This window comes from Sphingomonas sp. BK036, from assembly GCF_004216825.1.
In the GTDB taxonomy this organism is placed as follows: domain Bacteria; phylum Pseudomonadota; class Alphaproteobacteria; order Sphingomonadales; family Sphingomonadaceae; genus Sphingomonas.
Window position 1 is genome coordinate 510,987 of sequence record NZ_SGXR01000003.1, and the last position, 25,544, is coordinate 536,530.

The window sequence follows — 25,544 nt, forward strand, 5'->3', positions numbered from 1 at the left end:
ATGCAGCATGGCCGAGCATGTCGACGTGATCGTTGTGGGTGCCGGGATTTCCGGGATCGGAACCGGCTACCATATCCAGACCCGCTGCCCCGACCGCAGCTACATGATTCTCGAGGGGCGTGCGGCGATGGGCGGGACGTGGGACCTGTTCCGCTACCCCGGCATCCGCTCCGACTCGGACATGCACACGCTGGGGTTCGCCTTCCACCCCTGGACCGCGGCCAAGTCGATCGCCGACGGTCCCTCGATCCGCGCCTATGTCGAGGAAACGGCGAGGGAATACGGGATCGACGCCAAGATCCGCTACGGTCATCACGTCAAGTCGGCCGCGTGGTCCACCGAGGATGCGCGGTGGACGGTCGAGGCGACGGGGCCCGATGGCGCGCCGGTGACTCTCACCTGCAACTTCCTGTCGATGTGCGCGGGCTATTATAACTACGCCAAGGCCTATTCGCCCGAGTTCGAGGGCGCGGAAAGTTTCGCCGGGCAGATCGTCCACCCGCAATTCTGGCCCGAGGATCTCGATTACAGCGGCAAGCGAGTCGTCGTGATCGGCAGCGGCGCGACCGCGGTGACCTTGGTGCCGACGATGGCGGCGACCGCGGCGCATGTGACGATGCTGCAGCGCTCGCCCACCTATATCGTCGCGCGCCCCGGCGAGGATGGCGTCGCGAACTGGCTGCGCGGGAAGCTGCCGGCCAAGGCGGCGTACGGCATCACGCGGTGGAAGAACGTGCTGATGGGGATGGTCTTCTTCCGCCTCGCGCGCAAACGCCCCGCCAAGGTGAAGGAGCGGATGATCGGCATGGTCCGCGATCATCTCGGCCCAGACTACGACGTCGCGACGCATTTCACGCCGCGCTACAATCCGTGGGACCAGCGCGTCTGCCTGGTGCCCGACGGCGACCTGTTCACCGCGATCAACGCCGGCAAGGCCTCGATCGTCACCGACACGATCGCGCGGATCACGCCCGAGGGCATCCACCTCGATTCAGGCAACGACCTGCCCGCCGACGTCATCGTCACCGCCACCGGGCTCGAACTGCAGTTGATGAGCGGCGTCGCGTTCAGCCTCGACGGGCAACCGATCGAGCTCGCCGGCCGGCTCCAGTACAAGGGCATGATGTTCGACGGCATCCCGAACCTGTCTTCGACCTTCGGCTATACCAATGCGTCGTGGACGCTGAAGGCGGACCTGACCGCGGTCTATGTCTGCCGCCTGCTCAACACGATGACCAAGCGCGGGCTTCGCCAGGCGACGCCGCATAACGACGACCCGACGATGAAGAGCGAGGCGTTCCTCGATTTCTCGTCGGGCTATGTCCAGCGCGCCGCCGCCGCGCTGCCCGCGCAGGGCGAACGCAAGCCGTGGAAGCTCAACCAGAATTACGCGCTCGACCTGATGGCGTTGAAGTTCGGCTCGATCGACGACGCGATGCGCTTCTCGAACCCCGCCCCGGCGAAGGTACGCTTGCCCGCCTAGGCGAGCAGGGGGTACGCTTGCCCGCCTAGCCGATCAGGGCAGCGTCTCGCCCGCCTCGACGCCCCACAGCGCGCCGATGTCGACAAAGCCCGCCTGCCCCTTCACGTCGAACCGGCACCAGCCATTGCCGCACTGCGCCAGCCGCCCGACCACGCCGGGCGCCGCACGGTACAGCACGCGACCCGACGCGGCGGGCTTGTCGCGCAGTTCGACCGGGCTCGCCCCGCGGACGATCGCGGTGCGCGTGCCGCTCAGCAGATTGGCCTGCATCCAGCCCTCGGTCCCGTCGGGATCGGCGACCTTGCGCCATTCCTTGAAGATCGCGACGACCTTGATCGGCAGGTCCTGCCGCTGATACAGCCAGCTCGCCGGATAGGTCCGCGCCGGCCCCGTCCGCATCCGCGCGCGCGACGCCGAGATCGACGCGTAATAGGGCACTGCCCGCTTCGTCGCGTCGGCGGCCGCCGCCGGCTCGGACACCAGCGCGGTAAAAACAACGGCGGAAAGCGCTGCGGCGAGAATGCGCATGGTCATGTCCTAACTGGCGAGCCGACCTCCTATCGCGATGAATCGCTTTCCTCAACCGAAGTTGGAGTCTCGATGTTGACGACCGCACGGCCCTTCGCCAAGCCGTCTCCATGACCGACACACGCCGCTGTCCGAACCCCAAGGTCGTCGTCACGCGCGAGCTCGCGGATACGCTGATGGACCGGATGGAGGCGCTGTTCGATACGCGCAACAACCGCGCCGACGCGAAGCTGACGCGGGCCGAACTCGCCGCCGCGATGGCAGAGTGCGACGTCCTCGTCCCCACCGTCACCGACGATATCGACGCAGAGCTGATCGCGGGCGCGGGCGACCGGCTCAAGCTGATCGCCAACTATGGCGCGGGCGTGAACCATATCGACCTGAAGGCCGCCCGCGCGCGCGGGATCATCGTCACCAACACGCCGGGCGTCCTCACCGAAGATACCGCGGACATGACGATGGCGCTGATCCTCTCGGTCCCGCGGCGGCTCGCGGAGGGCGAGAAGCTGGTGCGATCGGGCCAGTGGAAGGGCTGGAGCCCGGGCGGCATGCTCGGCCACCGGATCGGCGGCAAGGCGCTCGGGATCGTCGGGATGGGACGGATCGGTCAGGCGGTCGCGCTCAGAGCGCGCGCGTTCGGGCTCACCATCCATTACCATAATCGCCAGCGGCTTCCCGCGGTACGCGAGGCACAGCTGGCCGCGACGTTCCACGACTCGCTCGACGAACTGCTCGCCGCGGTCGACATCGTGACGATCCACACCCCGCTCAATCCCGACAGCCGCAACCTGATCGACGCGCGCCGGATCGCGCTGATGCGACCGCACGTCTATCTCATCAACGCGGCACGCGGCGGGATCGTCGACGAGGCCGCGCTGGTCGAGGCGCTGGAGGCCGGCCGCCTCGCCGGCGCCGGGCTCGACGTCTGGGCGCACGAACCGGCAATCGACCCGCGCCTGCTCGCGCTCCCCAACGTCGTGATGCTGCCGCATATGGGTTCCGCCACGCTCGAAGGCCGGATGGCGTCGGGCGAGCGGGTCATCCAGAACATCCGCATGTGGGCCGACGGCCATCGCCCGCCGGATCAGGTGCTCGACGGCTGGATCTGAGCGATCCGCAGCACGATGTCGGAACCGTTACCGCGATGCAGCATTTGTTGGATACCCCCGGAGAGACAGGAGTATCCAAGATGAAGAAGTTTGCCGTTTCCGCCCTGCTGCTCGCGTCCGCCGTCTCGATGAGTGCATGCTCGACGCTCAAGGGCGCAGGCATCGGCGCAGCGGGTGGCGCAGGTGTCGCTGCCGCAACGGGCGGCAGTGTCGAGAAAGGCGCAGCCGTTGGCGGCGCAGGGGGTGCCGTCGTCGGCACCGTGGCCGACTGACCTGACCCAGACCCCGGGCAGCGTGTCGAACGCGCCCGGGGCTTATCCTCCCCCGCAAGGGGAAGAATCGTAGCGGCCGTCTCAGACTGCCCGCATCCAGTGCGTCCGCGCGACGTTCCCCGTCAGCACCTTCGATCCGAACGCCTTGATGATCCTGGCGGCATCCGCGCTGTTCATCAGGACGACGCGCGTGCCCCCCGACGGCAGGCTCTCGATCGCGCTAATGATCGCATCATGCTTCTTGCACATCGCCACGACCTGCGGCTGTTCGACGCTGACGTTCACCGCGCGTGAGATCGGTACGACCGTGTCCACCTCGGTCGTCACGAAATGCGTCCTGAAGTCACGATGGAAGAAGATATCGTCATGCGGCATTCCCGGCTCGGAGCGGGAGCGCAAAGCATCTCTCAGTCACAGCCTGCCCGTATGAAGCGCCGCGATGCGCCGGGTATGCGCGCTATCGCCCCGATCGGCAATGGCGGCCGACGCGTTAGGTTCGCACTCGCAACAGCGCGAGCCCGAAACCGACAAAGATCGCCCCCGTCAGCCGGTCGAACGCACGCCGCATCGCCGGGCGAGTCAGATACCGCGCGAGCGTCCGTCCACCGGCGGCGTACACACCGTACCAGAAGCTTTCGACCACTGCGAAAGTGGCGACGAGGATCGCGAACTGCGGTCCCTGCGGCGAGGCACGATCGACGAATTGCGGGAGAAACGCCGCCGCGAACAGCAGCAGCTTGGGGTTGCTGATCCCGATCACGAACCCGCCGCGATAGAGCCGCGCCGCCGATGCGGCCGGCATGCGCGTGACCGGCGACGTATCGTCGCCCACGTCGATCGGCGATCCAGCCCCGCGCCAGGCCTTGATCCCGAGGAAAATCAGATAGGCGACACCGGCATAGCGTAGCGCATCGAACACGCGCGGCCAGGCCGCCAGCAACGCCGACACCCCCGCCGCCGACGCCGCCAGCACGAGCACCAGCGCGGTCAGGCAGCCGGCCATCGCGGCGATGCTGCGTCGCGCACCGAACGCAATGCTGCGCGTCATGACGTGCAGCATGTTGGGCCCCGGCGTCCCGCACAGCAGGAACACCGCACCCAGGAACAGCCACCAGGCGTGTAGCGTCATCCTTGCCCCCTGCCCCTCAAGTGCGTGATCGCGCAGACCGCGAAACCGGCAGGGTGACCCCGGCGCGCGCCGAAATCACCCTGTCCGCAGCGTCAGTCGCCCGTGAGGATCCGGTCCACGAGCTGCCCGACGCTGGGCACGAACCCGTTCGAATAGAACGGATCCTTCTTGAAGTTGTACGCGGCATGGCCGGCGAACATCAGGTTCTGGTCGATGTCGCCGCCATGCGCGATGTCCTGCAACGTCTTCTGGATGCAGAAGCTGCGCGGATCGGCGAGGCGTCCGGTCGAGTTCGTCTCGGTATCCGCCCAGCTCGAGAACGAGCATTGCGACAGACAGCCCATGCAATCGGCCTGATCCTTGCGGATCATGCCCTTCTCGTTCGGGCTGACGAACACCAGCGTGTTATCGGGCGTCTTGAGCGCGTCGGTAAAGCCCTCGCCGAACCACTGGCGCGCGCGCAGCAGGTCGTTGCGCGTGACCCAGAAATTCTTGCCCTTCACGCCGACGTCGAGCTGGAAGATGTGGTCGCCCGCCTCCTGCGTCGAGAACGCGATCTGGCGCTCGGAACGTGCCTCAAGGCTGCGCAGGAACGGGTTGCGCACCGCGGACGAATAGAAGCCGGTCGGCGAGAATTTGTGCAGCAGCACGTCGCCTTCCTCGATCTGCGTCAGCGCGTTCTTCCAGTCCGCGGGGATCGGGCTTTCGCGCGTCAGCAGCGGCCGCGTGCCGAACTGGAACGCGATCGTGCCGAGCTCGGGATTGTCGATCCAGTCGTTCCAGTCGCGCAAGTACCAGACGCCGCCCGCCATCACGATCGGCACCGCGTCGCTGATGCCGCCTTCGCGCATCACGTCGCGCAGTTCCTTGACGCGCGGATAGGGATCCTGCGGCTTCAACGGGTCCTCGGCGTTCGACAGGCCGTTATGCCCGCCCGCCAGCCACGGATCCTCATAGACAACCGCGGCGAGCCATTCGGCCGCCTTCGAATAGGCGCGCTTCCACAGCGCGCGGAACGCCCGGCCCGAGCTGACGATCGGCAGGTAGCTGACGCCGTAGGACGCGGTGATCTCGCTCAGCTTGTAGGGCATGCCTGCGCCGCAGGTGACGCCGGCCACCTTGCCGCGTGTCCGCTCGAGCACGCCGTGCAGGATCCGCTGCGCGCCGCCCATTTCCCACAGCACGTTGATGTTGATCGCGCCCTTGCCGTCGGCGATCTCGTACGCGCGCTCGACCTGCTGAACCGCACCCTCGATCGCGTACTGGACGAGCTCCTCGTGCCGATCGCGTCGCGTGAGCGCCGCATAGACCTGCGGAATGATCTTGCCCTCGGGATCATAGCTGTCGGCGTTGACCGCCGACACCGTGCCGATACCGCCGGCCGCAGCCCAGGCGCCGGCCGACGCGTGGTTGGTCGCGGCAACGCCCTTGCCGCCCTCAACCAGAGGCCAGACTTCCCGACCGTTATAGACGATAGGCTTCAGGCCCTTGAACACGACGTCACCTCTCCCGGAAAATACGGCCCCCTATATCGCAAGGACGCAGCGCGCGAGCAAATTAAGACCTAGGTTAGCGCACCGGGTCGTCCCAGTGCACTCTCGTACAGGCTTCGATAGCGCGCGATCATCATTGCCTCGTCGAATTCTGCGCGCGCCTTGGCCTGGTTTGCAAGCCCGACCGAGGCGCGGAGCGTCGGATCCGCGACCAGCGCCTGCAGCGCGTCGCGCAGCCGCACCTCGTTGGCGATGTCGGTCACGAACGGCAGATTCTCGGGCGAGACCATCCGCTTGATGTCGCCGACCGGATAGCTCGCGATCGGCAGGCCCGCGGCCATCGCCTCGACCACGGAGATCGGAAACTGTTCGCTGCGCGACGACACCGCCAGCACGTCGAAATGGCCGATGTAGCGATAGGGCCGATCGAGGAATCCAGGCAGCACCAGCTTGTCCGCCATCCCCATCGCCGCAGCCGCCTGCACGATGTTCGCGCGCTCGGGCCCCTCGCCGACGATCACCAGCCGCACCCGCCCCGAAACGCCACCGACCGCGCGGACCAGCGCAGTGAGATCCTTCACCTCGCGCAGGCCCGCCAGCGCACCGATCACGACCTCCTTGGCGTTCGGCACGAAGCCCGGGATCGCCTTGGGCTCGGGCTTCTGCGCGTAATAGGCGGTGCCGATCCCGTTGACGATCCGGTGGACGCGCGCGCGCGGCTGCTTCCAGGTGTTGAGCGCGATCGCCTCGAGCGCCTCCGACGGCACCGCCAGCGCATGCGCGGCGCCCAGCGCGAGCCGCCGATAGATGTTGCGCTCGATCTTGAGGCCGCCCGCCTCGTCCGCGTTGAACCCGTCCTCATGATGGACGAGCGGCGGCGCGCCCTTGCTGAACGCGCGGCGCGCCATTGCCCCGTCGATCGCACCCCAATTATAGGTCAGCACCAGGTCGAACCGCCGCATATACTGCGCGATCGCCTCGTAGCGCTTGACCGAGGGCTTGCCGGTCAGCGGCGGCGGGTTCTGCGCGATCTCGTAGCGGATGCCCTTGGCGATCGAATCGCGCGCATCCAGCGCATCGGGCACGCCCGAGACGATCGTGTGTTTCGCCCGGTCGCCGAACGCATTCATCAAGGCGACCGCCCGCGCCTCCTTGCCGCCCAGGCTGAACGAGGAGTGGAGATGCAGGATGTTGACGGGTGCAGCCATGTCCGAGCGATGCCGATTTCCGGCCCGGCTTTCAAGGCCCTGCCTTTCGAGACGCCGCCCGCCACAGCGCCGCGACGGCTTTCGCGACCCTCCGGCGACTCCTGTCAAGTTCAGCCCAAGATACGCATCTCCTGATTCGTCAATAGCCGACACGCCGAACAATAGAGTCGATGGCTTCGTTTCGGATCATGACACTATCGATATGGATCATGATCCCCGAGATTTCGGTCGCGGCGAGCGGTATCTGTAAGTCCCAAGCAAAAACGGGAAGGATAGCCGACATGACCTATTATGACTTCGACAGCAAAGCAATCGACGGCGTGCTCGAAGCAGCCAGGGGGCATCACGACGCAGCGGGGCTGACCGCGGCCAACCACACGACCGATCTGTCGTCCGGCGGAAAGCTTACGCTGGCAGCCACCTGCATCAGCGTGACCGTCAACAACGGCAAGGTGTGCCTCAACCTGCCATTCGGCTTCGGCTCGGTCTGCCTGCCGATCCCCGCGATCTTCCCGAACGGCACCGCGGCACAAGCGTGTCTCGACATCTGCACGACCTGGGGCGTTCCCACCGGCATCAAGGTCTATGTATCGGTCGCCGGCAAGGTCATCGTCCAGCAGACCTTCGGCTTCTGCTGAACCGACCGGGTCGCGGCGGCACGCATCACGCGTACCGCCGCGACCTCGTTCTGTCCCGCTCAGCCCGCGAACACCGCCTTGTCGATATGCGTGATCCGGCAGGCCAGATCCGCCTCGCCGCTCGCCACCACATAGAAGTCGCCCGCGTCCGCGATGCCGGTCGTGAACACGACATTGTCGAGATACAGGCTGTCCTTGAGCGGCTCGGTCAGTGCCGGGTTCGGCTCGAGCAGCGCCTTGTGCTCGGTCGCGACGGTGATCGACGGATCGTCCCTGTCGAGGATCGACCAATAGGTGCGGTAGATGCCGACAACGCCCGACGGCTCGACGCCGTGCCACAGCGTCAGCCAGCCCCGATCGGTCAGGATCGGCGGCGCACCGCCCCCCATCCGCGCGGTCGAGACGGTGGCGGCGTGCGGCCGGATGCCGGGCTTGTCATGCGGCTTCCAGTGCAGCGCGTCGGGCGAGCGCGACAGGTTGATCGAGGGGCCGGCGCGCCACTCGCTGCCCGGCGGATAGGCGAAGTACAGGTCGCCGAGCGGCCGCGTCTGTGCCCAATATTGCCCGCCGATCAGCCCCTCGAAGATGAGCATGTCCTTGTTCTGGTGATCGAGCACGATGCCCTCGAGCTGCCAGTCGAGCGCATCGGCGGACGAATACAGCGTCGTCGAATGCCGCTCCGGGCTCACCGAACAGGTGGTCATCAGATACCGATCCCCGACCTTCGAGATCCGCGCATCCTCGACGCCATAGCATTGGTACGACGTCCGCGGCGTGATCGCCTTGTCGTAATGCACCGCCACGACCGATCGCCCCTCCGGGTCCAGCTCGACCGGCAACAGCCACGACAGCGACGTCAGCGCCATCACCTTCCACCCCCCGCCGGGGATCAAAAATTTCCGCGGATCCTTCGTGTCGACCATCTGCAACGGCCATGCATCAAGCAGATAGGCGCCATCCTGCCAGCGGATCGCATGGACGTTGCCGCCCTTGATCGGCTGGCGCAGCGCCTCGGCCACGCGCACCATCAGCAGCAGGTTGCCGTTCGCCAGCCGCGTCATCCCTGGGTTGAACGCGCCGAGCACATAGGTCTCGGCGCCCACCTTCCCCGCCAGCGGCGAGCGCGACAGGTCGATGTCCGCGGGGGTGAAGACGAGCTGATCGAACATGCTATTCTCCTTGGTTTGGGTCCGGGACTTCGCCCCAATTGCCCCGTCATCCTGACGAAAGTCAGGATCCAGAGCCATGCAGGACGCCTCACCGTAACTCTGGATCCTGACTTTCGTCAGGATGACGGGAGGGTTTGCGCCTGATGGCATACCGCCAACCCGGCTGCGTTATTCCCCCTCCAACGCCCGCGGGACGATGACGATCTGCTGGATCACCGACCGCGTCGGCTGCGTCAGCAGGAACTCGACGCCCGCGGCGATATCCTCGCCGCGCAGCATCTGCTCCGCCGCGATCATCGCGCGCTGCTTCTCGTCGGGCACGTCCGGATATTGCATGTTCGAGCCGACCTTGCCCGGCTCGACCAGCGACACGCGGATACCCTTGGGCCCCAGTTCGCGCCGCAGCGCCTCCGAGAAACCGGCGATCCCCGACTTGATGCCGGCGTAAACCGTCGAGCTCGGCCCGAGGATATGCGCGCTGAGCGAGCCGATCAGGACCATGTCGCCGATCGGCGTCATCCGGTGCGCGGCGTGATGCGCGCTGAGCAGATAGGCGGTGAAATTGACCGCGATCGCATAGCGCAGCGCGTCCTCGTCCATCTGCGTCAGACCGCCCGCGGCCACCGCCGCGTTGATCACGGTGATGTCGAACCCGCCAAGATAGGCCTCGCCCGCGTCGAAGAACGCGCGCACCTTGTCCGGGTCAGCGAGTTCGGTGACCATGCCGTCGCCCGTGCCGACCGCCCGGATCTGCGTCAGCGCGTCCTCCAGATGGCCTGCGTCGTGGCCGCAGATATAGACGCTGACCCCCTGCCCCGCGAGCATCACCGCGATCGCCCGGCCGATCCCGGTCGTCCCCCCGGTGATGATCGCGCGGCGGCCCTTCAGGGGGCGTGCGCTGGTATGAAGCTCGGCATGGTCGGTCATGAAATTTCCTGGTGCATCGGCGCAGTGCGCAGCATCGGGCGGGCTTAGGCGCGGATCGCCGCCCCCTCAAGCGCACGCGCCAGCAGCCGGTCGATCGGCGCCTGTACGATCGTCTCGGTCAGCGTCGGGGCATGGCCGACGCCCGGCACCGTCACCAGTTCGGCGCGGTCGAGCGATGCCACCATCCGCTCCGCGGTCGCCGCCGACAACAGGTCCGATCGCCCGCCGCGCACGATCAGCGTGGGCACGTCCCGCAGCGACGCGAGCGCCTGCCACATGTCCGGCCCAGCCTCGTTCCCCGGCACGCGGAACGGCTCGGCGATCTTCAGGTCGTAATCGAGCACGATCCGCCCCGAACTGTTGAGCCGGTACAGCCGCTTGGCCATCGCCAGCCACTCCTCGATCCCCCAGTCGGGATAGACGTCGCCGTTATTCTCCGCGACGCAGCGTGCGGCGTGCATCCAGGTCGGGAAGACGCTCGCCTTGCCGACATAGCCGCGGATCCGCGACAGGCCCTGCGCATCGACCTCCGGCCCGACATCGTTGAGCAGCGCCGCCACCATCCGCCCGCGCGATGGCCCCGCCATCAGCATCGCGACAATCCCGCCGAGCGACGTGCCGAACGCGACATAGCGATCCACCCCCTGCTCGGTCAGCAGCGCCTCGACGTCCTGGACATAGGTCAGCGGGACATAGGACATCGGATCCTTCGCATAGGCGCTCTCGCCGCGGCCGCGGAAATCGACCGCGATCAGCCGCCACCGCCCCGCCAGCCGTGCCGCCAGCGCATCGAAGTCGCGCGCGTTCCGTGTCAGCCCGGCCATGCAGAGGATCGGCGGCTGGCCTTCCGCCCCGCCCGGATAGTCGCGCGCGTGCAATCTCAGCCCGTCATTGGACCACCAATAGAGGTTTTCGTAAGCGGCCATGGTTGCGTCCTTCGGGTAGCGGCCACCATATCGCCGCATGCCCATCGACCCGCAAGCCTTCCGCTCCGCTCGCTATCGCCCGGAGACTCGCCTTCTGACGCTGGGAGAGGGATTCTTCGATCCGGTCGTCCCCGCCGACTTTCCCGAGACTCGGCTCCGCTTCCGCAACGATCGCGCCGCCCGGCAGATCGGGCTCGAAGCGCTGGGCGACGAGGCGTGGGCCAGCCATTTCGGCCGGTTCGTGCCGCTGCCCCGCACGCTCCCGCAGCCGCTCGCGCTGCGCTATCACGGCCATCAGTTCCGCCAATATAACCCCGAGATCGGCGACGGTCGCGGCTTCACCTTTGCGCAGATGCGCGACGATCGCGACCGGTTGATGGATCTCGGCACCAAGGGATCGGGCCAGACGCCGTGGAGCCGGTTCGGCGACGGTCGCCTGACGCTAAAGGGCGGCGTGCGCGAGATCCTCGCGACCGAGATGCTCGAAGCGCTCAACGTCCCGACCTCGCGCACGCTGTCGCTGATCGAGACGGGCGAAGAACTACAGCGCGGCGACGAGCCCAGCCCGACGCGCTCCGCGGTGCTCGTCCGCCTCAATCACAGCCATGTCCGCATCGGCAGTTTCCAGCGCCTGGCCTATGAGCGCGACGAGGCGGGCCTGCGCACGCTCGTCGGCTACACGCTGCGCAACCTGTACGACGAGGACAGCGAAGACCCCGTCCGCCTGCTCGACCTCGTGGTCGGCCGCACCGCGCGTTTAGCCGCACGCTACATGGCCGCCGGCTTCGTCCACGGCGTGCTCAATTCGGACAATATCAACGTCACCGGCGAGAGCTTCGATTACGGCCCGTGGCGCTTCGCCCCGACCTGGGATCCCGCCTTCACCGCGGCCTATTTCGATCATCAGGGTCTGTACGCGTTCGGCCGCCAGCCCGAGGCGATCCACTGGGACGTGATGCAGCTCGCAATCGCGCTCCGCCCGATCGCCGAGAGCGAGCCCTTGGTGGCCGCGCTCGACCAGTTCGGGCCGCGCTATCAACCCGAAGTCACGCAGGCGATCCTCTGGCGGCTCGGCGTCCGCCCGCGCGATCCGGACACCGACCGCGACTTGGTACAAGCCACGGAACGCGCGCTCCGCACCTCGGGCGTCGGCATAGACCGCTTCTTCTTCGACGCGTTCGGCGGCGACCTGCCCGAGACCTATGCGGAACCCTGGGCCGAGGTCCGCGCGGCGCTGGCGTCCTATGAACCGCGCAAGGATCGATCGCACGTCTATTGGTCGGGCGAACCGTGCAGCATGCTGATCGACGAGGTCGAGGCGATCTGGGCCCCGATCGCCGAGCATGACGACTGGACGCTGTTGAACACGAAGGTCGCTGCAATCCGCGCGATGGGCGAGGCGCTCGCCGAATAATTGGAATCACGTCTGATTTGAGGCAAAAGCAGCGCATGTCCGACGAGATCATCTCCTACGAACCGGCCACCGGCGCGATTCTCTGGCGCCATCCGATCGGCGACGTCGATGCCGAAGTCGCCTGCGCCCGGGCCGGATGGTCGAGCTGGGCGTCCAAGCCGCTCGCCTTCCGGATCGAGACGATGCGGCGCTTCGCCAACATCGTCCGCCAGCGCAACGACGCGTTCACCGATCTGATCGCGCGCGAAACCGGCAAGCCGATCTGGGAAGCCCGCGGCGAAGTCGAGACCGTCATCGCCAAGGTCGACATCTCGGTCAGCGCCTATGCCGATCGTACCGCCCAGCGGCGGCTCGAGGCAACGATGGGCTCGCGCATCGCCGTTCGCCACAAGCCGCACGGCGTGCTGGCCGTTCTCGGGCCGTACAACTTCCCCGCGCATCTGCCCAACGGCCACATCGTACCTGCGCTGATCGCCGGCAACGCAGTCGTCTTCAAGCCATCGGAAAAGACCCCCGCGGTCGGCGCATTCCTCGTCGAATGCTTCCGCGCCGCGGGCGTGCCCGCCGAGTGCATCCGGCTCGTGATCGGCGGTCCGAACGAAGGCAAGGCGCTCGCCGCGCACCCCGATATCGACGGGCTGCTGTTCACCGGCTCGGCGCATACCGGCCTCGCGCTTAACCGCGCGTTCGCGGACAAGCCCGAGAAGATTCTCGCGCTGGAGATGGGCGGCAACAACCCGATCGTCGTGTGGGATACGCCCGACCTCCACACCGCCGCGATCCTGATCATCCAGTCGGCATTCACCACCGCAGGCCAGCGCTGCACCGCCGCCCGGCGGCTGATCGTCGATACCCGATTATACGAGCCGCTCATCGCGACGCTCGACAAGATGGTCGGCCGGATCATCGTCGGCGAACCGCACGCCAACCCCGCGCCGTTCATGGGCCCGGTGATCGACAATGACGCGGCCGACCAGCTGACCGAGAGCTTTCTCGCGCTGCTGATGCGCGGCGGCCGCGCGATCCGCCATCTCGAACGCCCGGTCGAGAATCTGCCGTTCCTCAAGCCCGCGCTGATCGACGTGACCGACGTCGCCGACCGGCCCGATGTCGAACTGTTCGGGCCGATCCTGCAGGTCGTCCGCGTCGACGATTTCGATGCCGCGATCGCCGAGGCCAACGCCACGCGCTACGGCCTGTCCGCCTCGCTGATCAGCCAGACGCCCGCGCTGTACGACCGGTTCTGGGCCAATATCCGCGCGGGCATCGTCAACTGGAACAAGCCGACCAACGGCGCCTCCTCGGGCGCGCCGTTCGGCGGCATCGGCTGGTCGGGCAACCACCGGCCGAGCGCCTATTACGCGGCGGACTATTGCGCCTATCCGGTCGTCAGCAGCGAATCCGAAAGCGCGCGCGCCAGCATCGGCATCGGCCTGGCAGACGGGTGACGGCTGAATCTTCCGGGCTCTCAAATCCGGTCGGCAAAAGCTCTCCTACCCCCCGCCAAAGCATCATTCGGTTGCAGCGCAGCGCGTTGCCGCCCATCTCCCATCGCATGGCAAGTCTCCTAGACCCTACCGCCCGCGGGCGCGTCATTCTCGTCGGGGCGGGCCCGGGCGATCCCGGCCTGCTCACCGTCCGCGCGGTCGAGGCGCTCAAGACCGCCGACGTCGTCGTGCATGACGGCCTGATCGACCCGCGCGTGCTCGACATCGCGCCACCGTCTGCACAGCGCATCTCCGTCGCCAAACAGCGCGCGCGGCACACCTTGCCGCAGGAGGCGATCAACGCACTGATCATCGCGCATGTGAAGACCGGCGCGATCGTGATCCGCCTGAAGGGCGGCGATCCGTTCGTGTTCGGCCGCGGCGGCGAGGAAGTCGAAGCCGTCCGCGCCGCAGGGCTGCCGGTCGAGGTCATCCCCGGCGTGTCCGCTGCGCTGGGTTGCGCCGCCGAGGCGATGCTGCCGCTCACGCACCGCGATCATTCGAGCGCGGTCAGCTTCGTTGCGGGCCAGTGCAAGGGCCTCGACGAGCAGAACTGGGCCGGGCTGGCCGGCCAGGGCCGGACACTCGTGATCTACATGGGCATCGCGACCGCGACCGACATCGCCGACAAGCTCATGGCCGACGGCGTCGCGCCCGACATGCCCGTCGCGGTGCTCGAACGCGGCACGTTGCAGGGGTCGCGCGCGATCCGCACGTTGCTGGCCGATCTCGGTGCGATGGTGACTCGCGAAGCCGTGAAGAGCCCCGCGATCATCGTCGTCGGCGAAGTCGTCGAACTGTCCGACGCGCAAGACAAACTCGCCCGCTGGGGACGCATTGCAGAGGCCGCCGCATGAAGCTGTTGACCGGAAACGACCTTCCCACAGGCGACGTGATCTGGTGGACCGGCGAAGGCTGGTCGCGCCATATCGAGGATGCGGTCGACGTCGGCGTCGCGGGCGAATCGATCCTCCAGGCGGAGGAAGGCGCGCGCCGCGTCAACGTCCCCTATCTGATCGAGGCGACCCAGACCGACGACGGCCCCCGCCCCGCCCACATCAAGGACCGCATCCGCGCGCTTGGCCCGACGATGCGACCCGATTTGACTCTCAAACCCGCCGACCCCGATGCCGGCAGCTGGGTGATCTGACATGTACAAATATGACGAATATGACCAGGCGATCGTCGACCAGCGCGTCGACGAGTTCCGCGATCAGGTCCGCCGCCGCCTCTCGGGCGAGCTGACCGAGGACCAGTTCAAGCCGCTCCGGCTGATGAACGGTCTGTATCTCCAGCTGCACGCGTACATGCTGCGCGTCGCGGTGCCGTACGGCACGCTCGACGGCCGGCAGATGCGGATGCTCGGCCACATCGCGCGCAAATATGATCGCGGCTACGGGCATTTCACGACGCGACAGAACATCCAGTTCAACTGGATCCAGCTCGACCAGACCCCGGACATCCTCCAGGAACTGTCGACGGTCGAGATGCATGCCATTCAGACGTCGGGCAACTGCATCCGCAACATCAGTTCCGACCAGTTCGCCGGCGCCGCCGCGGACGAGGTCGCCGATCCGCGCCCCTGGGCCGAACTGATCCGCCAGTGGTCGACGTTCCACCCCGAATTCACCTACCTGCCCCGCAAATTCAAGATCTGCGTGATCGCGGCGGACGAGGATCGCGCGGCGATGCGGCTGCACGACATCGGCATCGGTCTGCACGTCCGCGACGGTGAACTCGGCGCGAAGATCTATGTCGGCGGCGGCATGGGCCGCACGCCCATGATCAGCCACGAGATCCGCGATTTCGTCCCCGCGGACGACCTGATGAGCTATCTCGAGGCGTGCCTGCGCGTCTACAATCGCTACGGCCGCCGCGACAACATCTACAAGGCGCGGATAAAGATCCTGCTGCACGAGATCGGCCCCGACGAATATCGTCGCCAGGTCGAGGAGGAATTCGCCGCGGTAAAGGGCCTCGGCCTCGATCCGCCGCGTGCCGAGCTGGAGCGGATCACGAGCCATTTCGGCGCGCCCGCATTCGAGGACAACGCGTCCACCGAAATCGACCGCAGCGATCCCGACTTCGCTGTCTGGCTCGACCAGAACGTGAAGGCGCACAAGCAGCCCGGCTATGCGATCGTCAACATCAGCCTGAAGCCCGTCGGCGGCATCCCCGGCGACGCCTCGGCGGACCAGATCGACGTGATGGCCGATCTCGGCACGCGCTACAGCTTCGACGAACTGCGCGTCACGCATGCGCAGAACATCGTCCTGCCGCACGTCCGCATCGCCGATTTGCACGCGGTGTGGTCGACGCTCAACGAGGCGGGTCTGGCCGAGGCCAATCTCGACCTGATCAGCGACATCATCGCTTGCCCCGGTCTCGATTATTGCAGCCTCGCCAATGCGCGCTCGATCCCGCTCGCGCAGAAGATCGCGACGCGCTTCGGCAGCCTCGATCGCCAGCGCGACCTGGGCGAGCTGAAGCTGAAGATCAGCGGCTGCATCAACGCCTGCGGGCATCATCATGCCGGCCACATCGGCATCCTCGGCGTCGACAAGAAGGGCACCGAGAATTACCAGCTGTCGCTCGGTGGATCGGGCGCGGAGGATGTGAGCCTCGCCAAGATCACCGGCCCCGGCTTCTCCGAGGACGGCGTGGTCGACGCGATCGAACGCGTCACCGACCGCTATCTGCAGGTGCGCGACCCCGGCGAGCGGTTCCTCGACACCTACCGCCGAGTCGGCTTCGAGACGTTCAAGGAGGCGATCTATGGTTGAGTATCCGGACCAGACGCTGCTCCGCTTCCGCGACGACGAGCCGCATGACGAGCCTGCGGTGACGCTCGACTCGTTCATCGGCCAGAGCAACGCCGCTGCCGTTCGCCTCGAGGCGGGCGACGACGCGCGCGCGCTGTTGCCGCAGATCGACCAGCTCGCGCTGATCGAGGTCAGCTTTCCCGGCTATCGCGACGGGCGCGGCTATTCGTCCGCGCGGATCCTGCGCGAGGCGGGCTATACGGGTGAACTCCGCGCGCAGGGCGACGTGCTCGTCGACCAGATCCCGCTGATGCGGCGCTGCGGGTTCGACAGCTTCGCGCCGCAAGCGCCGATCGACATCGACGTGCTGCGCGCCAGCCTCGAGCGCTATGACACGCCGTACCAGAAGGCAGCGGACGGTGCGGTGCCGGTGTGGAAGCTGCGCCATGGGTGAACCCGCGCGCATACTCGACATGATCGACGTCACGCCCGCCTTCACCCGCGTGGATGCGCAGGTGATGCAGGCGCGGTTCGAAGGCGTGTCCGCGCAGGACATGCTGCGCGAGCTGCTGGCGGGCGAGTTGCGCGGGCGGATCGCGGCGGTGTCGTCGTTCGGCGCCGAATCGGCGGTGCTGCTGCACATGGTCGCGCAGGTCGATGTCGATGTGCCGGTGGTCTTCACCAACACGCAGAAGATGTTCGGCGAGACGCTGGCGTATCGCGACGAGTTGGCGGAGAAGCTCGGCTTTACCGACCTGCGCGTGTTCCGGCCCGATCCGCGGTTGCTCGCGATCAAGGACAAGACCGGGCTGCGCTGGTCCTACGATCCCGACGGCTGCTGCGACCTGCGCAAGGTCGAGCCACTGCGCCGCGCACTGGCGCCGTTCGATTCGTGGATCTCGGGCCGCAAGGGCTTCCAGTCGGGGACGCGGACCGCGCTGCCCCGCTTCGAAGAGGACGAAGGCCGGTTGAAGATCAACCCGCTGGCGGATTGGGACAAGGCCAGGCTCGACGCCTATTTCGCCGAGCACGACCTGCCCCGGCATCCTCTCGAGGCGCAGGGGTATCTCTCGATCGGCTGCGCGCCCTGCACGACGAAGGTGGCCCCTGGCGAAGATCCGCGCGCGGGCCGGTGGCGGAGCTTCGACAAGGTCGAATGCGGCATCCACGCCCCCACCGATTACGACCCGATGATCTGACTCAGGTCCCTCTCCCCTCCGGGGAGAGGGAGGGAGGAGCCGTAGGCGACGGAAGGGAGAGGGGCGTTGGGATGAGCCGTCCCGAGCCCCACGCCCCTCTCCCTTCCCACGGCAAGCGCCGCGGGCCCCTTCCCTCTCCCCGGAGGGGAGAGGGAGACGCACTCAATATTCCGCCAGATCCGAGAACTTGGTGATCGTCGGATCGAACTTCATCCGCACCTTGCCCGTCGCACCGTGACGCTGCTTCGCGATGATCAGCTCGGCCAGACCATACACCCGCTCCATCTCCGCCGCCCAAGACGCGTGATCCTCGAAGATCTTCGCGCTGTCGCCTTCGGCGGGGCGCTTGGGCTCCTTCGACGCGACGTAATAATCCTCGCGGTACACGAACCAGACCATGTCGGCGTCCTGCTCGATCGACCCCGATTCGCGAAGATCCGACAGCATCGGCGTCTTGTCCTCGCGCGATTCCACCGCACGCGACAGCTGCGACAGCGCCAGCACCGGCACGTTCAGATCCTTCGCCAGCGTCTTGAGCCCACGCGAAATCTCCGAGATCTCCTGGACTCGGTTGCCATCCTTGCTCTTGCCCGACCCCGACAGCAGCTGGAGATAGTCGACCACCACCAGCCCGATCTCGTTGTTATGGCGACGCTGCAACCGGCGGACGCGCGTGTGCAGCGCGCCGATCGAGAGACCGCCGGTATCGTCGATGAACAGCGGCAGATTCTCTAGCTCGGCAGCGGCAGCCGCGAGCTGAGCGAACTCGGTGCGGCTGATCTTGCCCATGCGAAGCGATTCGGACGAAATCTGCGACTGCTCGGCGAGAATACGCGTCGCCAGCTGATCCGCGGACATTTCCAGCGAGAAGAACGCGACCTTCGCCCCAACCGAATCCTTCGGCGCGATCCCGTCGGCCATGTCGCGCATCCAGCGCCGCGCCGCGTTGAACGCGATGTTGGTGGCGAGCGACGTCTTGCCCATGCCCGGACGCCCGGCGAGGATCATGAGATCGCTGTGATGCATGCCGCCGATCTTCGCGTTGATCGAATCGATACCCGTCGTGACGCCCGACAGGTTGCCGCCCGAGTTCAGCGCCCGCTCCGCCATCTTGACCGCCGCGGTCGTCGCCTGCGCGAACGACTTCACCGAATTTTCCGAGCCGCCATCGGCCGCGACCTTGAACAGCTCCTCCTCGGCCAGCTCGATCTGCGCACGCGGATTGACCTCTTCCGACGTGTCCATCGCGCGGTCGACGAGCGTCCGCCCGACCGAAACGAGCGCACGCAACATCGCGAGGTCATAGATCTGCTGTGCGAACTGGCGCGCACCGATCAGGCCTGCGCCGCTGCCCGTCAGCCCCGCCAGATACGCCGGCCCGCCAAGCTCGCGCATGCCCTCGTCCGCGTCGAACATCGGCCGCAGCGTCACCGGTGTCACCAGCATGTCGTTGCCGCGCAGCGTCTTGATCGCCGCGAAGATTCGCCCGTGGACGGGTTCGAAGAAATGCCCGGGCTCGAGCTTGTCGACCAGATCGTCGGCGAGCCGGTTGTCGATCATCATCGCGCCGAGCATCGCGGCCTCGGCTTCGACGTTGCGGGGAAGCTGCTGCGGTTCGGCCACAGCGGGAACGGGGAATGCGAGAGTTGCCATCCCCCGCACCTACGCCATGCGCGCGCGCGCGTCCAAGCTGCTCGCGCCGGAATGCTGGGGATAAGTGACAGGCCGAACGCGCCCCGCTATCGCACAATCATGGCCGACCCGCGGATCATCGATGTTGAGCTTGACGAGACCAGTCTCGGCTGGCGTTCGCCCGACGTCGAACAGGAACGCCGGATCGCGATCTTCGACCTGATCGAGGGCAATCACTTCGCGCCACAGCGCGCCTATCCCGATGGCTATGCCGGCCCCTTCAAGATCAAGCTCCAGTCGGAGGAAGGGCGCCTCGGCATCCATATCCACCGCGAGGACGATACGCATCTCGAGACTCTGGTGCTCGCGCTCGGGCGGTTCCGTCGGCCGATCCGCGATTATTTCGCGATCTGCGACAGCTATTACCAGGCGATCCGGCAATCGACCCCGGCGCAGATCGAGACGGTGGACATGGCGCGCCGCGGCATCCACAACGAAGCTGCAGAGCTGTTGAAGGAACGCCTCGATGGCAAGATCGAGGTCGATTTCGACACCGCGCGACGGCTGTTCACGCTGATCTGCGTCCTCCACATCCGCAATTAGAAGACCCATGGCTTACGGACTTTTGAAATTCGCGGCCGCGCTGGCCGCGACCGGCTTTGTCGGCATCTGCGGCTGGACCGCCGCCACCGGCTGGCACCCCGATGTGAAGCAGTATCCGTTGCAGGGCATCGACCTCGCCGAAAATCCCGGCCCGGTCGAATGGGGCACGGTGCGCGCACGCGGCGCCGACTTCGCCTATCTCGTCGCGACGTCGGGCACCGACCGGCGCGATCCGGGGTTCGAGGCGAACTGGGCGGCGCTGCCCGAGGCCGGTCTCAGGCGCGGTGCGGTGCATGTCTATTCGCTGTGCCAGCGTGCGGACGAACAAGCCAATGCGTTCAACACCTTCGTGCCGCGAACCGCGGATGCGTTGCCGACCGCCGTCGACATCGCCTTCCATGACGACTGCACCGCGCGCCCGAATCGCGCCACGCTGATCGCCGACGTCGCGCAGTTCGTGACGATGGTCGAGACGCACACCCGCCAGCCCGTGATGCTGCGGATCAGCAAGGCGGTCGACACGCAATACAGCCTGTCGGAGGCGGTGCCGCGGCCGCTATGGGCGGTGGAGAATGTACTCAAACCCGACTACACCGCGCGGCCGTGGCGGATGTGGCGCGCAAGCGATTTCCGCCGCATCGACGGGGTCGAGGGACCGGTAAATTGGGACGTAGTGGCATCATGACTGAACACGCAACACGGCTCGTCGCCGCAGCCCGAGACGCTTCACGCAATGCGCACGCGCCCTATTCGCGGTTCGCGGTCGGCGCAGCGGTGCTGCTCAACGACGGCACCGTGATAACCGGCGCCAATTTCGAGAACGCCAGCTACGGCCTGTCGCTGTGCGCCGAGACGGTTGCGATCGCCACCGCGAGCGCCGCGGGCCGTCTCCGCGATATCGTCGCGATCGGCGTGATCGGCGGCGCGATGGACGCCGACGGCCGCGCGACGGGCACCGCGCCCGTCAGCCCCTGCGGCCGCTGCCGCCAGGTCATCAACGAAGCTGCGCAGATGGGCGGCCGCGACTTGCCCGTGCATTGCGGCGCGGCAGAGGGTGACGCGATCCGCACCTACACCGTGTCGGAACTGCTCCCCGACGCGTTCGGCCCGGCCGACCTGGGAATCCGCTGAGCCGTCCCGCTCAGTAGTTCCATTGCAGCTGCGTGCGGATGAGGTTGCCGTCGGCCCGGCCCTCGCGCCGCTCGTCCGCCTCGCGGCGCTTCATCCGCGAATAGGCGATCGTCAGTTCGATCGGCGGCGTCGGCTGGAATTCGATTCCGAGCTCGAGCTCATCGGTCTCCAGCCGCGGCGCGTTGGGCAGCGCCTTCCACCCGCCGCGATAATATTGCCAGCGCGCATAGGGCATGAACGGCCCCAGCGGCGACGCCTTCACCCGGCCCATCGTCTGGACATAGCCCCCGTTCAGCGGCTTCGTCCGGATCGACTGCGACGCGCGATCATATTCGGGGCCCCGCCCCCAGTTCCACTCCACCTGGAAGCCGATCGGCTGCGGATAGAGGATCGCATGGATGCCCAACCGCTCGTCGGCGAACGCCGCGCTGCTCACACCGCCGCTGCGCTGCTCGACCTGCACGCGGTTGCGGATCGCCGCCCCGCCCGCCTCGAACACCTGCCCCGCGAATGCCCCGCCCAGGCCGTCCAGCGCGAACGGCCATGTCGCCATCGCCACGGTCGCCACTCCGTCGTTATTCTCGGTCCGGCTGATGCCCTGCCCGTTATAGACGCCGACCCCGAACGCGCCGTAATTGCCGAACAGCTTCTGCCCGTCCTCCTCGAGCCGATCCCAGACCCGCTGCACCTGTGGCGGCGTGTAGTAGGCGACGATGCCGAGGTCGCGCTCGCCCGGCACCGCGCTGTTGATCCCGTCGCTGCGGTCGAGCGTCAGACGGTTCGACGAGGACTGCATGTTCTCCCAGCCAAACGGCACCTTCGACTGGCCGAAGCGCAGCCGTAGCGAGCGATCCGCATCGAGGAACGTATCGACATAGGCGTCGCGGAGCTGCGCAAAGCCCTCGCGGCGTTCGCCGAACGACTGGTTGCTGACGTTCACCGCGAAATCGGGCTGCAGATAGAAGGACACGCGGTCGCTCAGATCGCCTTGCAGCACGACGCGGACGCGGCGGAGCGAGAAGTTGTTATTGTCGCCGATCGCCCCGTCATGCACCGACCGCAGCCGCGAGCGACCCTCGGGCGCGGTGCGATCGCCCGACAGGATCTCGTTGAAGCGCAACTGCGTATAGCCGCGCAGCGTGATGCGATCATACCAGGCCGGTTTGGACTTGGCCGGCGCCGAGGCCAGCAGCGGTGCCGGGGCGGGCTGAGCCGGTGGTGCGGTGGTCGATGGTTCCACGCGGCGAGCCATTTCAGTTGGTGGCGTGGTCGCCGGGACGGCCAGCGCGGCCTCGCGACTGGCACGCCCGGTTGGCCCCGCCTGCGCGGCCTTGAGCTCGGCGATCGTCGCCTTGAGTTCGTCGATCTGGCGTTGCAGGTCCTGTACCGTCTGCGCCGATGCGGGCGCGACGGGCAACGTCAGCGATCCCGCTATCGCGATCAGGCGGCGCGAACGCCGGCGGCGTGTCCGACTCGCGCCATCGCTTGTGACGCTCAGCGCAGCCTCCGGGATACGGGACCACGGAGCGAAAGGCGCTTCGACGTGCTGCGACGGGTTCATGACATCTCCATGAAGCCCCCATGACAATAGCGAACTTTTCCGGCAACGCCATTTTTGCGCGCGATGCACCGGGGGCCCTGGATCCCCTTGCCGCGGCGGATCATCCGCGCGAAAGCGCTCGCCGAAGAGGAGCTACCATGTCCGTCATGTCCGACCGCTGGATTCGCGAGCGCGCGCTCGGCGATGCGATGATCGAACCGTTCCACGAGGCGCAGCGCCGGGATGGCTGCATCTCGTACGGGCTGTCGTCCTATGGCTATGACGCGCGCGTGGCCGACGAGTTCAAGATCTTCACCAACGTTGACAGCGCGATCGTCGATCCGAAGGACTTTGCGGCGAACAGCTTCGTCGATCGCAAGACCGACGTGTGCATCATCCCGCCCAACAGCTTTGCGCTGGCGCGCACGGTCGAATATTTCCGCGTGCCGCGCGACGTGCTCGTGATCTGCCTCGGCAAGTCGACCTATGCGCGCTGCGGGATCATCGTCAACGTGACGCCGCTGGAGCCCGAATGGGAGGGGCATGTGACGCTGGAATTCTCCAACACCACGCCCTTGCCTGCGAAGATCTACGCGAATGAGGGCGCGTGCCAATTCCTGTTCCTCAAGGGGAACGAGCCGTGCGAGGTCAGCTATGCCGACCGCGCAGGCAAATATATGGGGCAGCGCGGGGTGACCTTGCCGCGGCTGTAAGGCCGCGACCAATATCGCGCCGGGCTGAGGAGCATCCCGGTTCGACCGACCATAGCGGGGACGGTGCGCGCATGGCCGTCACGGCTGTTCCGCCAAAAGCACGTCAGTCACGGCGCAGATCGGCTACGTCCGGATCAGGAAACTTCGCGAACTATCGCTAAGGGCGATCCATCGAGAACCGCCGCCGCGTCGCCATTGATCGCGGAGCATCCCTCGCCTCCGACCCCTTCGGCAGCACCTCCCGCTGCCGGGAGGGATACGGACGCACGATCCGCGCCGATACCGCGGCCAGATACCCCGCTAAACCCAGCTCCCCCTCTCGTCCTCCCCCGCCAGGGGAGGTGGCAGGCGAAGCCTGACGGAGGGGGCGGAGACACGGCGACCGCGATCGTTCGCCCCCCTCAAAGCGCCCCGCAAGGTCGGGCCTGCCGGTCGGCGATCGAGGACAGCCACGCCCGTGTCGCAGGCCGCTAGCTTCGAAATTGCTTTAAAGGCTCCGGATGCCCCGCTGCGCCCGCAGCACATCGAAAAGCATCACCACGAGACCATCGACGCAAAGCAGCCGCTCAGCGAGTCGCGATCTGCTGTGCCTGCCGACGCAGCGCAAGGTTCGCCAGGTCATGCGACGATGCGACCGCGCCCGATGGCAGGTCCAGCGCCACCGCCGGCCGCGCCAGAACGGCCGTGTACAGCGCCCGCGCCTCCGAGTCGCGCCCAGTACGCGCATAGACCGAAGCCAGGTTGAGCATCAGCTCGGGGCGCTGGGGGAAGATCCGCCGCTCGGCAACGATGCGCTGTTCCGCGGTCGCAAGGTCCCCCGCCGCGATCGCCCTGTAGCCGGTACGATCCACGGTCGCCGACGGTGCTGCCAGCGCAGGCGTTGCAGCGCCCAGGGTTGCGAGAACGAACAGGACGGTCTTGCGCATCTCTAATCTCCTCTGCCCTCCGATGATCCGAAGGTTTCATTTTTGTGACAACGGTGTGTCACTTCCATGACTGAGGCACAAGAACACTGATCAATTCCGATCGCGCAGACCCGATTTTAGTCAACGCGCGCGCCGCCCCCTCGAACGCCCTGACGATCCGCAGTCGAGTAGCGACCGCGCACAACGAAAAAGGGCGGCCCCGGAGGACCGCCCTTTGGACGTACGAAACTGTAGGCAGGCGACTTAGAAGTCGTTGCGATACTGCTCGTTGCCGATGAAGCCGAGCTTGGTGATCGCGGACCGCTTGATCACGGCCAGCGTGCGATCGACCACTTCGTACCGCGCCTGCGGATCAGGCTGGAAGTGGAGTTCAGGCTCGGGCGTCATGCCGGCAGACTGATCCAGATACTGGCGCAGCGTGACCTCGTCGACGGGCGAACCATTCCATGCCACGACACCCGCCGGATCGATCGAGATCTTGTTCTTCTCGGGATTGACCGGGTTCTGCGGCTGGTTCGGGCTGTTGACCGGAAGGTCGACCTTGACCGCATGAGTCTGGATCGGGATCGTGATGATGAACATGATGAGGAGAACGAGCAGGACGTCGATCAACGGCGTCATGTTCATTTCCATCATCGGCGCGCCATCTTCTTTGCCGCCGCTCATTGCCATTCTATGCTACTCCTAAATACGTCCGAGCGTCCATCAGTGTCCGGCATCAGCGTTCGGTGGTGCCGCCGGGGGGCGGCTCGGAGATGAAGCCGACGCGGGCGAAGCCGGCGCGCTGCATCGTATAGATCGTGCCGCCGATGCACTTGTACGGCGTGTTCACGTCGCCGCGAATATGCGCCTCGGGCAATTCCAGACCAGCGGCGCCAGGACCACCCTGACGATCGATCTCGGCCTTCAGCTTGACCACGGCGCGATCGAGCAGCTCGGTCGAGGTGACGGGCGACATGCCCCAATAGACGGCGCAGCTGCCGTCGGGCTTGGTCGTCACCGACAACGAGACGTTCTCGGGCTTCGTCATCGTCGGATCGAAGCGAACCTCCGGGAGCTTCAGCTGCACGGCCTGGACCGCGACGGTCGTGGTCACCAGAAAGATGATCAGGAGCACGAGCATGACGTCGACCAGCGGCGTCGTATTGATGTCCGATATCGAACTCTCGGTGGAATCGCCACCAACACTCATCGCCATGTGCGAACTATCCTATCCATATAATCGCCACCGGAACCGCCGGCGGCAATGAAGCGG

General features: G+C 66.6%; 28 protein-coding genes. 15 read left to right on the plus strand and 13 right to left on the minus strand.

The window, feature by feature from the left end; translation table 11 throughout:
- The first annotated feature begins 7 nt into the window (after window positions 1-7).
- The gene (locus EV283_RS02445) at window positions 8-1,483 is read left to right on the plus strand and encodes an NAD(P)/FAD-dependent oxidoreductase (RefSeq protein WP_130322385.1); all 1,476 of its coding nucleotides are present in this window, start codon (window positions 8-10) and stop codon (window positions 1,481-1,483) included.
- A 33-nt stretch (window positions 1,484-1,516) separates the two neighbouring features.
- On the opposite strand, the gene EV283_RS02450 is transcribed toward EV283_RS02445, so the two are convergent.
- Window positions 1,517-2,011 carry an SH3 domain-containing protein gene (locus tag EV283_RS02450; RefSeq protein WP_242615751.1) on the minus strand — a complete coding sequence of 165 codons (495 nt, stop codon included), beginning with the start codon at window positions 2,009-2,011 and terminating at the stop codon, window positions 1,517-1,519.
- A 110-nt stretch (window positions 2,012-2,121) separates the two neighbouring features.
- Here EV283_RS02450 and EV283_RS02455 point away from each other — a divergent pair, with 110 nt between their 5' ends.
- Together EV283_RS02455 and EV283_RS02460 are read left to right on the plus strand one after the other, a co-directional pair.
- Window positions 2,122-3,120 carry a D-glycerate dehydrogenase gene (locus tag EV283_RS02455; protein ID WP_130322389.1) on the plus strand — a complete coding sequence of 333 codons (999 nt, stop codon included), beginning with the start codon at window positions 2,122-2,124 and terminating at the stop codon, window positions 3,118-3,120.
- An 80-nt stretch (window positions 3,121-3,200) separates the two neighbouring features.
- A complete protein-coding gene (locus EV283_RS02460) occupies window positions 3,201-3,392 on the plus strand; it encodes a hypothetical protein (RefSeq protein ID WP_055879018.1) in 192 nt (63 codons plus the stop codon).
- Window positions 3,393-3,473: 81 nt separating this feature from the next.
- On the opposite strand, the gene EV283_RS02465 is transcribed toward EV283_RS02460, so the two are convergent.
- The 4 genes from EV283_RS02465 to EV283_RS02480 form a co-directional block, all read right to left on the minus strand.
- On the minus strand, window positions 3,474-3,719 hold the full coding sequence (locus tag EV283_RS02465) for a hypothetical protein (protein ID WP_130322391.1): 246 nt from the start codon (window positions 3,717-3,719) through the stop codon (window positions 3,474-3,476).
- Window positions 3,720-3,882: 163 nt separating this feature from the next.
- Complete coding sequence (locus tag EV283_RS02470; RefSeq protein WP_130322393.1) at window positions 3,883-4,521, minus strand: LysE family translocator; 639 nt, start codon at window positions 4,519-4,521, stop codon at window positions 3,883-3,885.
- A 92-nt stretch (window positions 4,522-4,613) separates the two neighbouring features.
- Window positions 4,614-6,017 (minus strand): nitronate monooxygenase, encoded by a 1,404-nt coding sequence (locus tag EV283_RS02475; RefSeq protein ID WP_056411437.1) that lies wholly within the window; start codon window positions 6,015-6,017, stop codon window positions 4,614-4,616.
- Between the two features lie 68 nt (window positions 6,018-6,085).
- Entirely contained in the window at window positions 6,086-7,222 is a 1,137-nt protein-coding gene (locus tag EV283_RS02480) for a glycosyltransferase (protein WP_130322395.1), read from the minus strand.
- Between the two features lie 281 nt (window positions 7,223-7,503).
- Between EV283_RS02480 and EV283_RS02485 the strand changes: the two genes are divergently transcribed.
- Entirely contained in the window at window positions 7,504-7,860 is a 357-nt protein-coding gene (locus EV283_RS02485) for a hypothetical protein (RefSeq protein ID WP_130322397.1), read from the plus strand.
- 59 nt (window positions 7,861-7,919) lie between these two features.
- Here EV283_RS02485 and EV283_RS02490 read toward each other — a convergent pair whose 3' ends face one another.
- The 3 genes from EV283_RS02490 to EV283_RS02500 all read right to left on the minus strand — a co-directional run bounded on the left by EV283_RS02490 (window position 7,920) and on the right by EV283_RS02500 (window position 10,882).
- Entirely contained in the window at window positions 7,920-9,029 is a 1,110-nt protein-coding gene (locus EV283_RS02490) for a glycosidase (protein ID WP_130322399.1), read from the minus strand.
- Window positions 9,030-9,197: 168 nt separating this feature from the next.
- Window positions 9,198-9,956 (minus strand): SDR family oxidoreductase, encoded by a 759-nt coding sequence (locus tag EV283_RS02495; protein ID WP_130322401.1) that lies wholly within the window; start codon window positions 9,954-9,956, stop codon window positions 9,198-9,200.
- 44 nt (window positions 9,957-10,000) lie between these two features.
- A complete protein-coding gene (locus EV283_RS02500; RefSeq protein ID WP_130322403.1) occupies window positions 10,001-10,882 on the minus strand; it encodes an alpha/beta hydrolase in 882 nt (293 codons plus the stop codon).
- A gap of 37 nt (window positions 10,883-10,919) precedes the next feature.
- Here EV283_RS02500 and EV283_RS02505 point away from each other — a divergent pair, with 37 nt between their 5' ends.
- The 7 genes from EV283_RS02505 (at window position 10,920) to EV283_RS02535 (ending at window position 17,744) form a co-directional block, all read left to right on the plus strand.
- Entirely contained in the window at window positions 10,920-12,296 is a 1,377-nt protein-coding gene (locus tag EV283_RS02505) for a protein adenylyltransferase SelO family protein (protein ID WP_130322405.1), read from the plus strand.
- Between the two features lie 35 nt (window positions 12,297-12,331).
- Window positions 12,332-13,744, plus strand: a complete 1,413-nt coding sequence (gene astD, locus EV283_RS02510) for a succinylglutamate-semialdehyde dehydrogenase (RefSeq protein WP_130322407.1) — start codon at window positions 12,332-12,334, stop codon at window positions 13,742-13,744.
- A gap of 107 nt (window positions 13,745-13,851) precedes the next feature.
- A complete protein-coding gene (gene cobA / locus EV283_RS02515; protein ID WP_130322409.1) occupies window positions 13,852-14,640 on the plus strand; it encodes a uroporphyrinogen-III C-methyltransferase in 789 nt (262 codons plus the stop codon).
- A complete protein-coding gene (locus EV283_RS02520; protein ID WP_056411450.1) occupies window positions 14,637-14,933 on the plus strand; it encodes a DUF2849 domain-containing protein in 297 nt (98 codons plus the stop codon). Before cobA ends, EV283_RS02520 begins: the two co-directional genes overlap by 4 nt.
- A 1-nt stretch (window position 14,934) precedes the next feature.
- Entirely contained in the window at window positions 14,935-16,566 is a 1,632-nt protein-coding gene (locus EV283_RS02525) for a nitrite/sulfite reductase (protein ID WP_130322411.1), read from the plus strand.
- Entirely contained in the window at window positions 16,559-16,999 is a 441-nt protein-coding gene (locus EV283_RS02530; RefSeq protein WP_056050673.1) for a DUF934 domain-containing protein, read from the plus strand. The genes EV283_RS02525 and EV283_RS02530 overlap by 8 nt, the downstream gene beginning before the upstream one ends.
- Window positions 16,992-17,744 (plus strand): phosphoadenylyl-sulfate reductase, encoded by a 753-nt coding sequence (locus EV283_RS02535; protein WP_130322413.1) that lies wholly within the window; start codon window positions 16,992-16,994, stop codon window positions 17,742-17,744. The genes EV283_RS02530 and EV283_RS02535 overlap by 8 nt, the downstream gene beginning before the upstream one ends.
- A gap of 162 nt (window positions 17,745-17,906) precedes the next feature.
- Here EV283_RS02535 and EV283_RS02540 read toward each other — a convergent pair whose 3' ends face one another.
- The gene (locus tag EV283_RS02540) at window positions 17,907-19,397 is read right to left on the minus strand and encodes a replicative DNA helicase (RefSeq protein ID WP_056411458.1); all 1,491 of its coding nucleotides are present in this window, start codon (window positions 19,395-19,397) and stop codon (window positions 17,907-17,909) included.
- 99 nt (window positions 19,398-19,496) lie between these two features.
- On the opposite strand from EV283_RS02540, the gene EV283_RS02545 reads away from it, so the two are divergent.
- Genes EV283_RS02545 through cdd form a run of 3 tightly spaced genes read left to right on the plus strand, consistent with a single transcriptional unit; the run spans window position 19,497 to window position 21,110 of the window.
- Entirely contained in the window at window positions 19,497-19,979 is a 483-nt protein-coding gene (locus EV283_RS02545; protein ID WP_056411460.1) for a UPF0262 family protein, read from the plus strand.
- A gap of 7 nt (window positions 19,980-19,986) precedes the next feature.
- Window positions 19,987-20,664, plus strand: a complete 678-nt coding sequence (locus EV283_RS02550) for a GH25 family lysozyme (protein ID WP_130322415.1) — start codon at window positions 19,987-19,989, stop codon at window positions 20,662-20,664.
- Entirely contained in the window at window positions 20,661-21,110 is a 450-nt protein-coding gene (gene cdd / locus EV283_RS02555) for a cytidine deaminase (protein WP_130322417.1), read from the plus strand. Before EV283_RS02550 ends, cdd begins: the two co-directional genes overlap by 4 nt.
- Window positions 21,111-21,120: 10 nt before the next feature.
- Here the strand turns inward: cdd and EV283_RS02560 are convergent, their stop codons facing one another.
- Window positions 21,121-22,527, minus strand: coding sequence for a porin (locus EV283_RS02560; protein ID WP_242615752.1), 1,407 nt, complete (start codon window positions 22,525-22,527; stop codon window positions 21,121-21,123).
- Window positions 22,528-22,808: 281 nt separating this feature from the next.
- Between EV283_RS02560 and dcd the strand changes: the two genes are divergently transcribed.
- The gene (dcd, locus tag EV283_RS02565) at window positions 22,809-23,363 is read left to right on the plus strand and encodes a dCTP deaminase (RefSeq protein WP_055878967.1); all 555 of its coding nucleotides are present in this window, start codon (window positions 22,809-22,811) and stop codon (window positions 23,361-23,363) included.
- Between the two features lie 566 nt (window positions 23,364-23,929).
- Here the strand turns inward: dcd and EV283_RS02570 are convergent.
- The 3 genes from EV283_RS02570 to EV283_RS02580 all read right to left on the minus strand — a co-directional run bounded on the left by EV283_RS02570 (window position 23,930) and on the right by EV283_RS02580 (window position 25,487).
- Window positions 23,930-24,289, minus strand: a complete 360-nt coding sequence (locus tag EV283_RS02570) for a tetratricopeptide repeat protein (RefSeq protein ID WP_130322421.1) — start codon at window positions 24,287-24,289, stop codon at window positions 23,930-23,932.
- A gap of 243 nt (window positions 24,290-24,532) precedes the next feature.
- Entirely contained in the window at window positions 24,533-24,961 is a 429-nt protein-coding gene (locus EV283_RS02575) for a biopolymer transporter ExbD (RefSeq protein ID WP_056411469.1), read from the minus strand.
- A gap of 46 nt (window positions 24,962-25,007) precedes the next feature.
- On the minus strand, window positions 25,008-25,487 hold the full coding sequence (locus tag EV283_RS02580; RefSeq protein WP_056411471.1) for a biopolymer transporter ExbD: 480 nt from the start codon (window positions 25,485-25,487) through the stop codon (window positions 25,008-25,010).
- Window positions 25,488-25,544 lie beyond the last annotated feature (57 nt).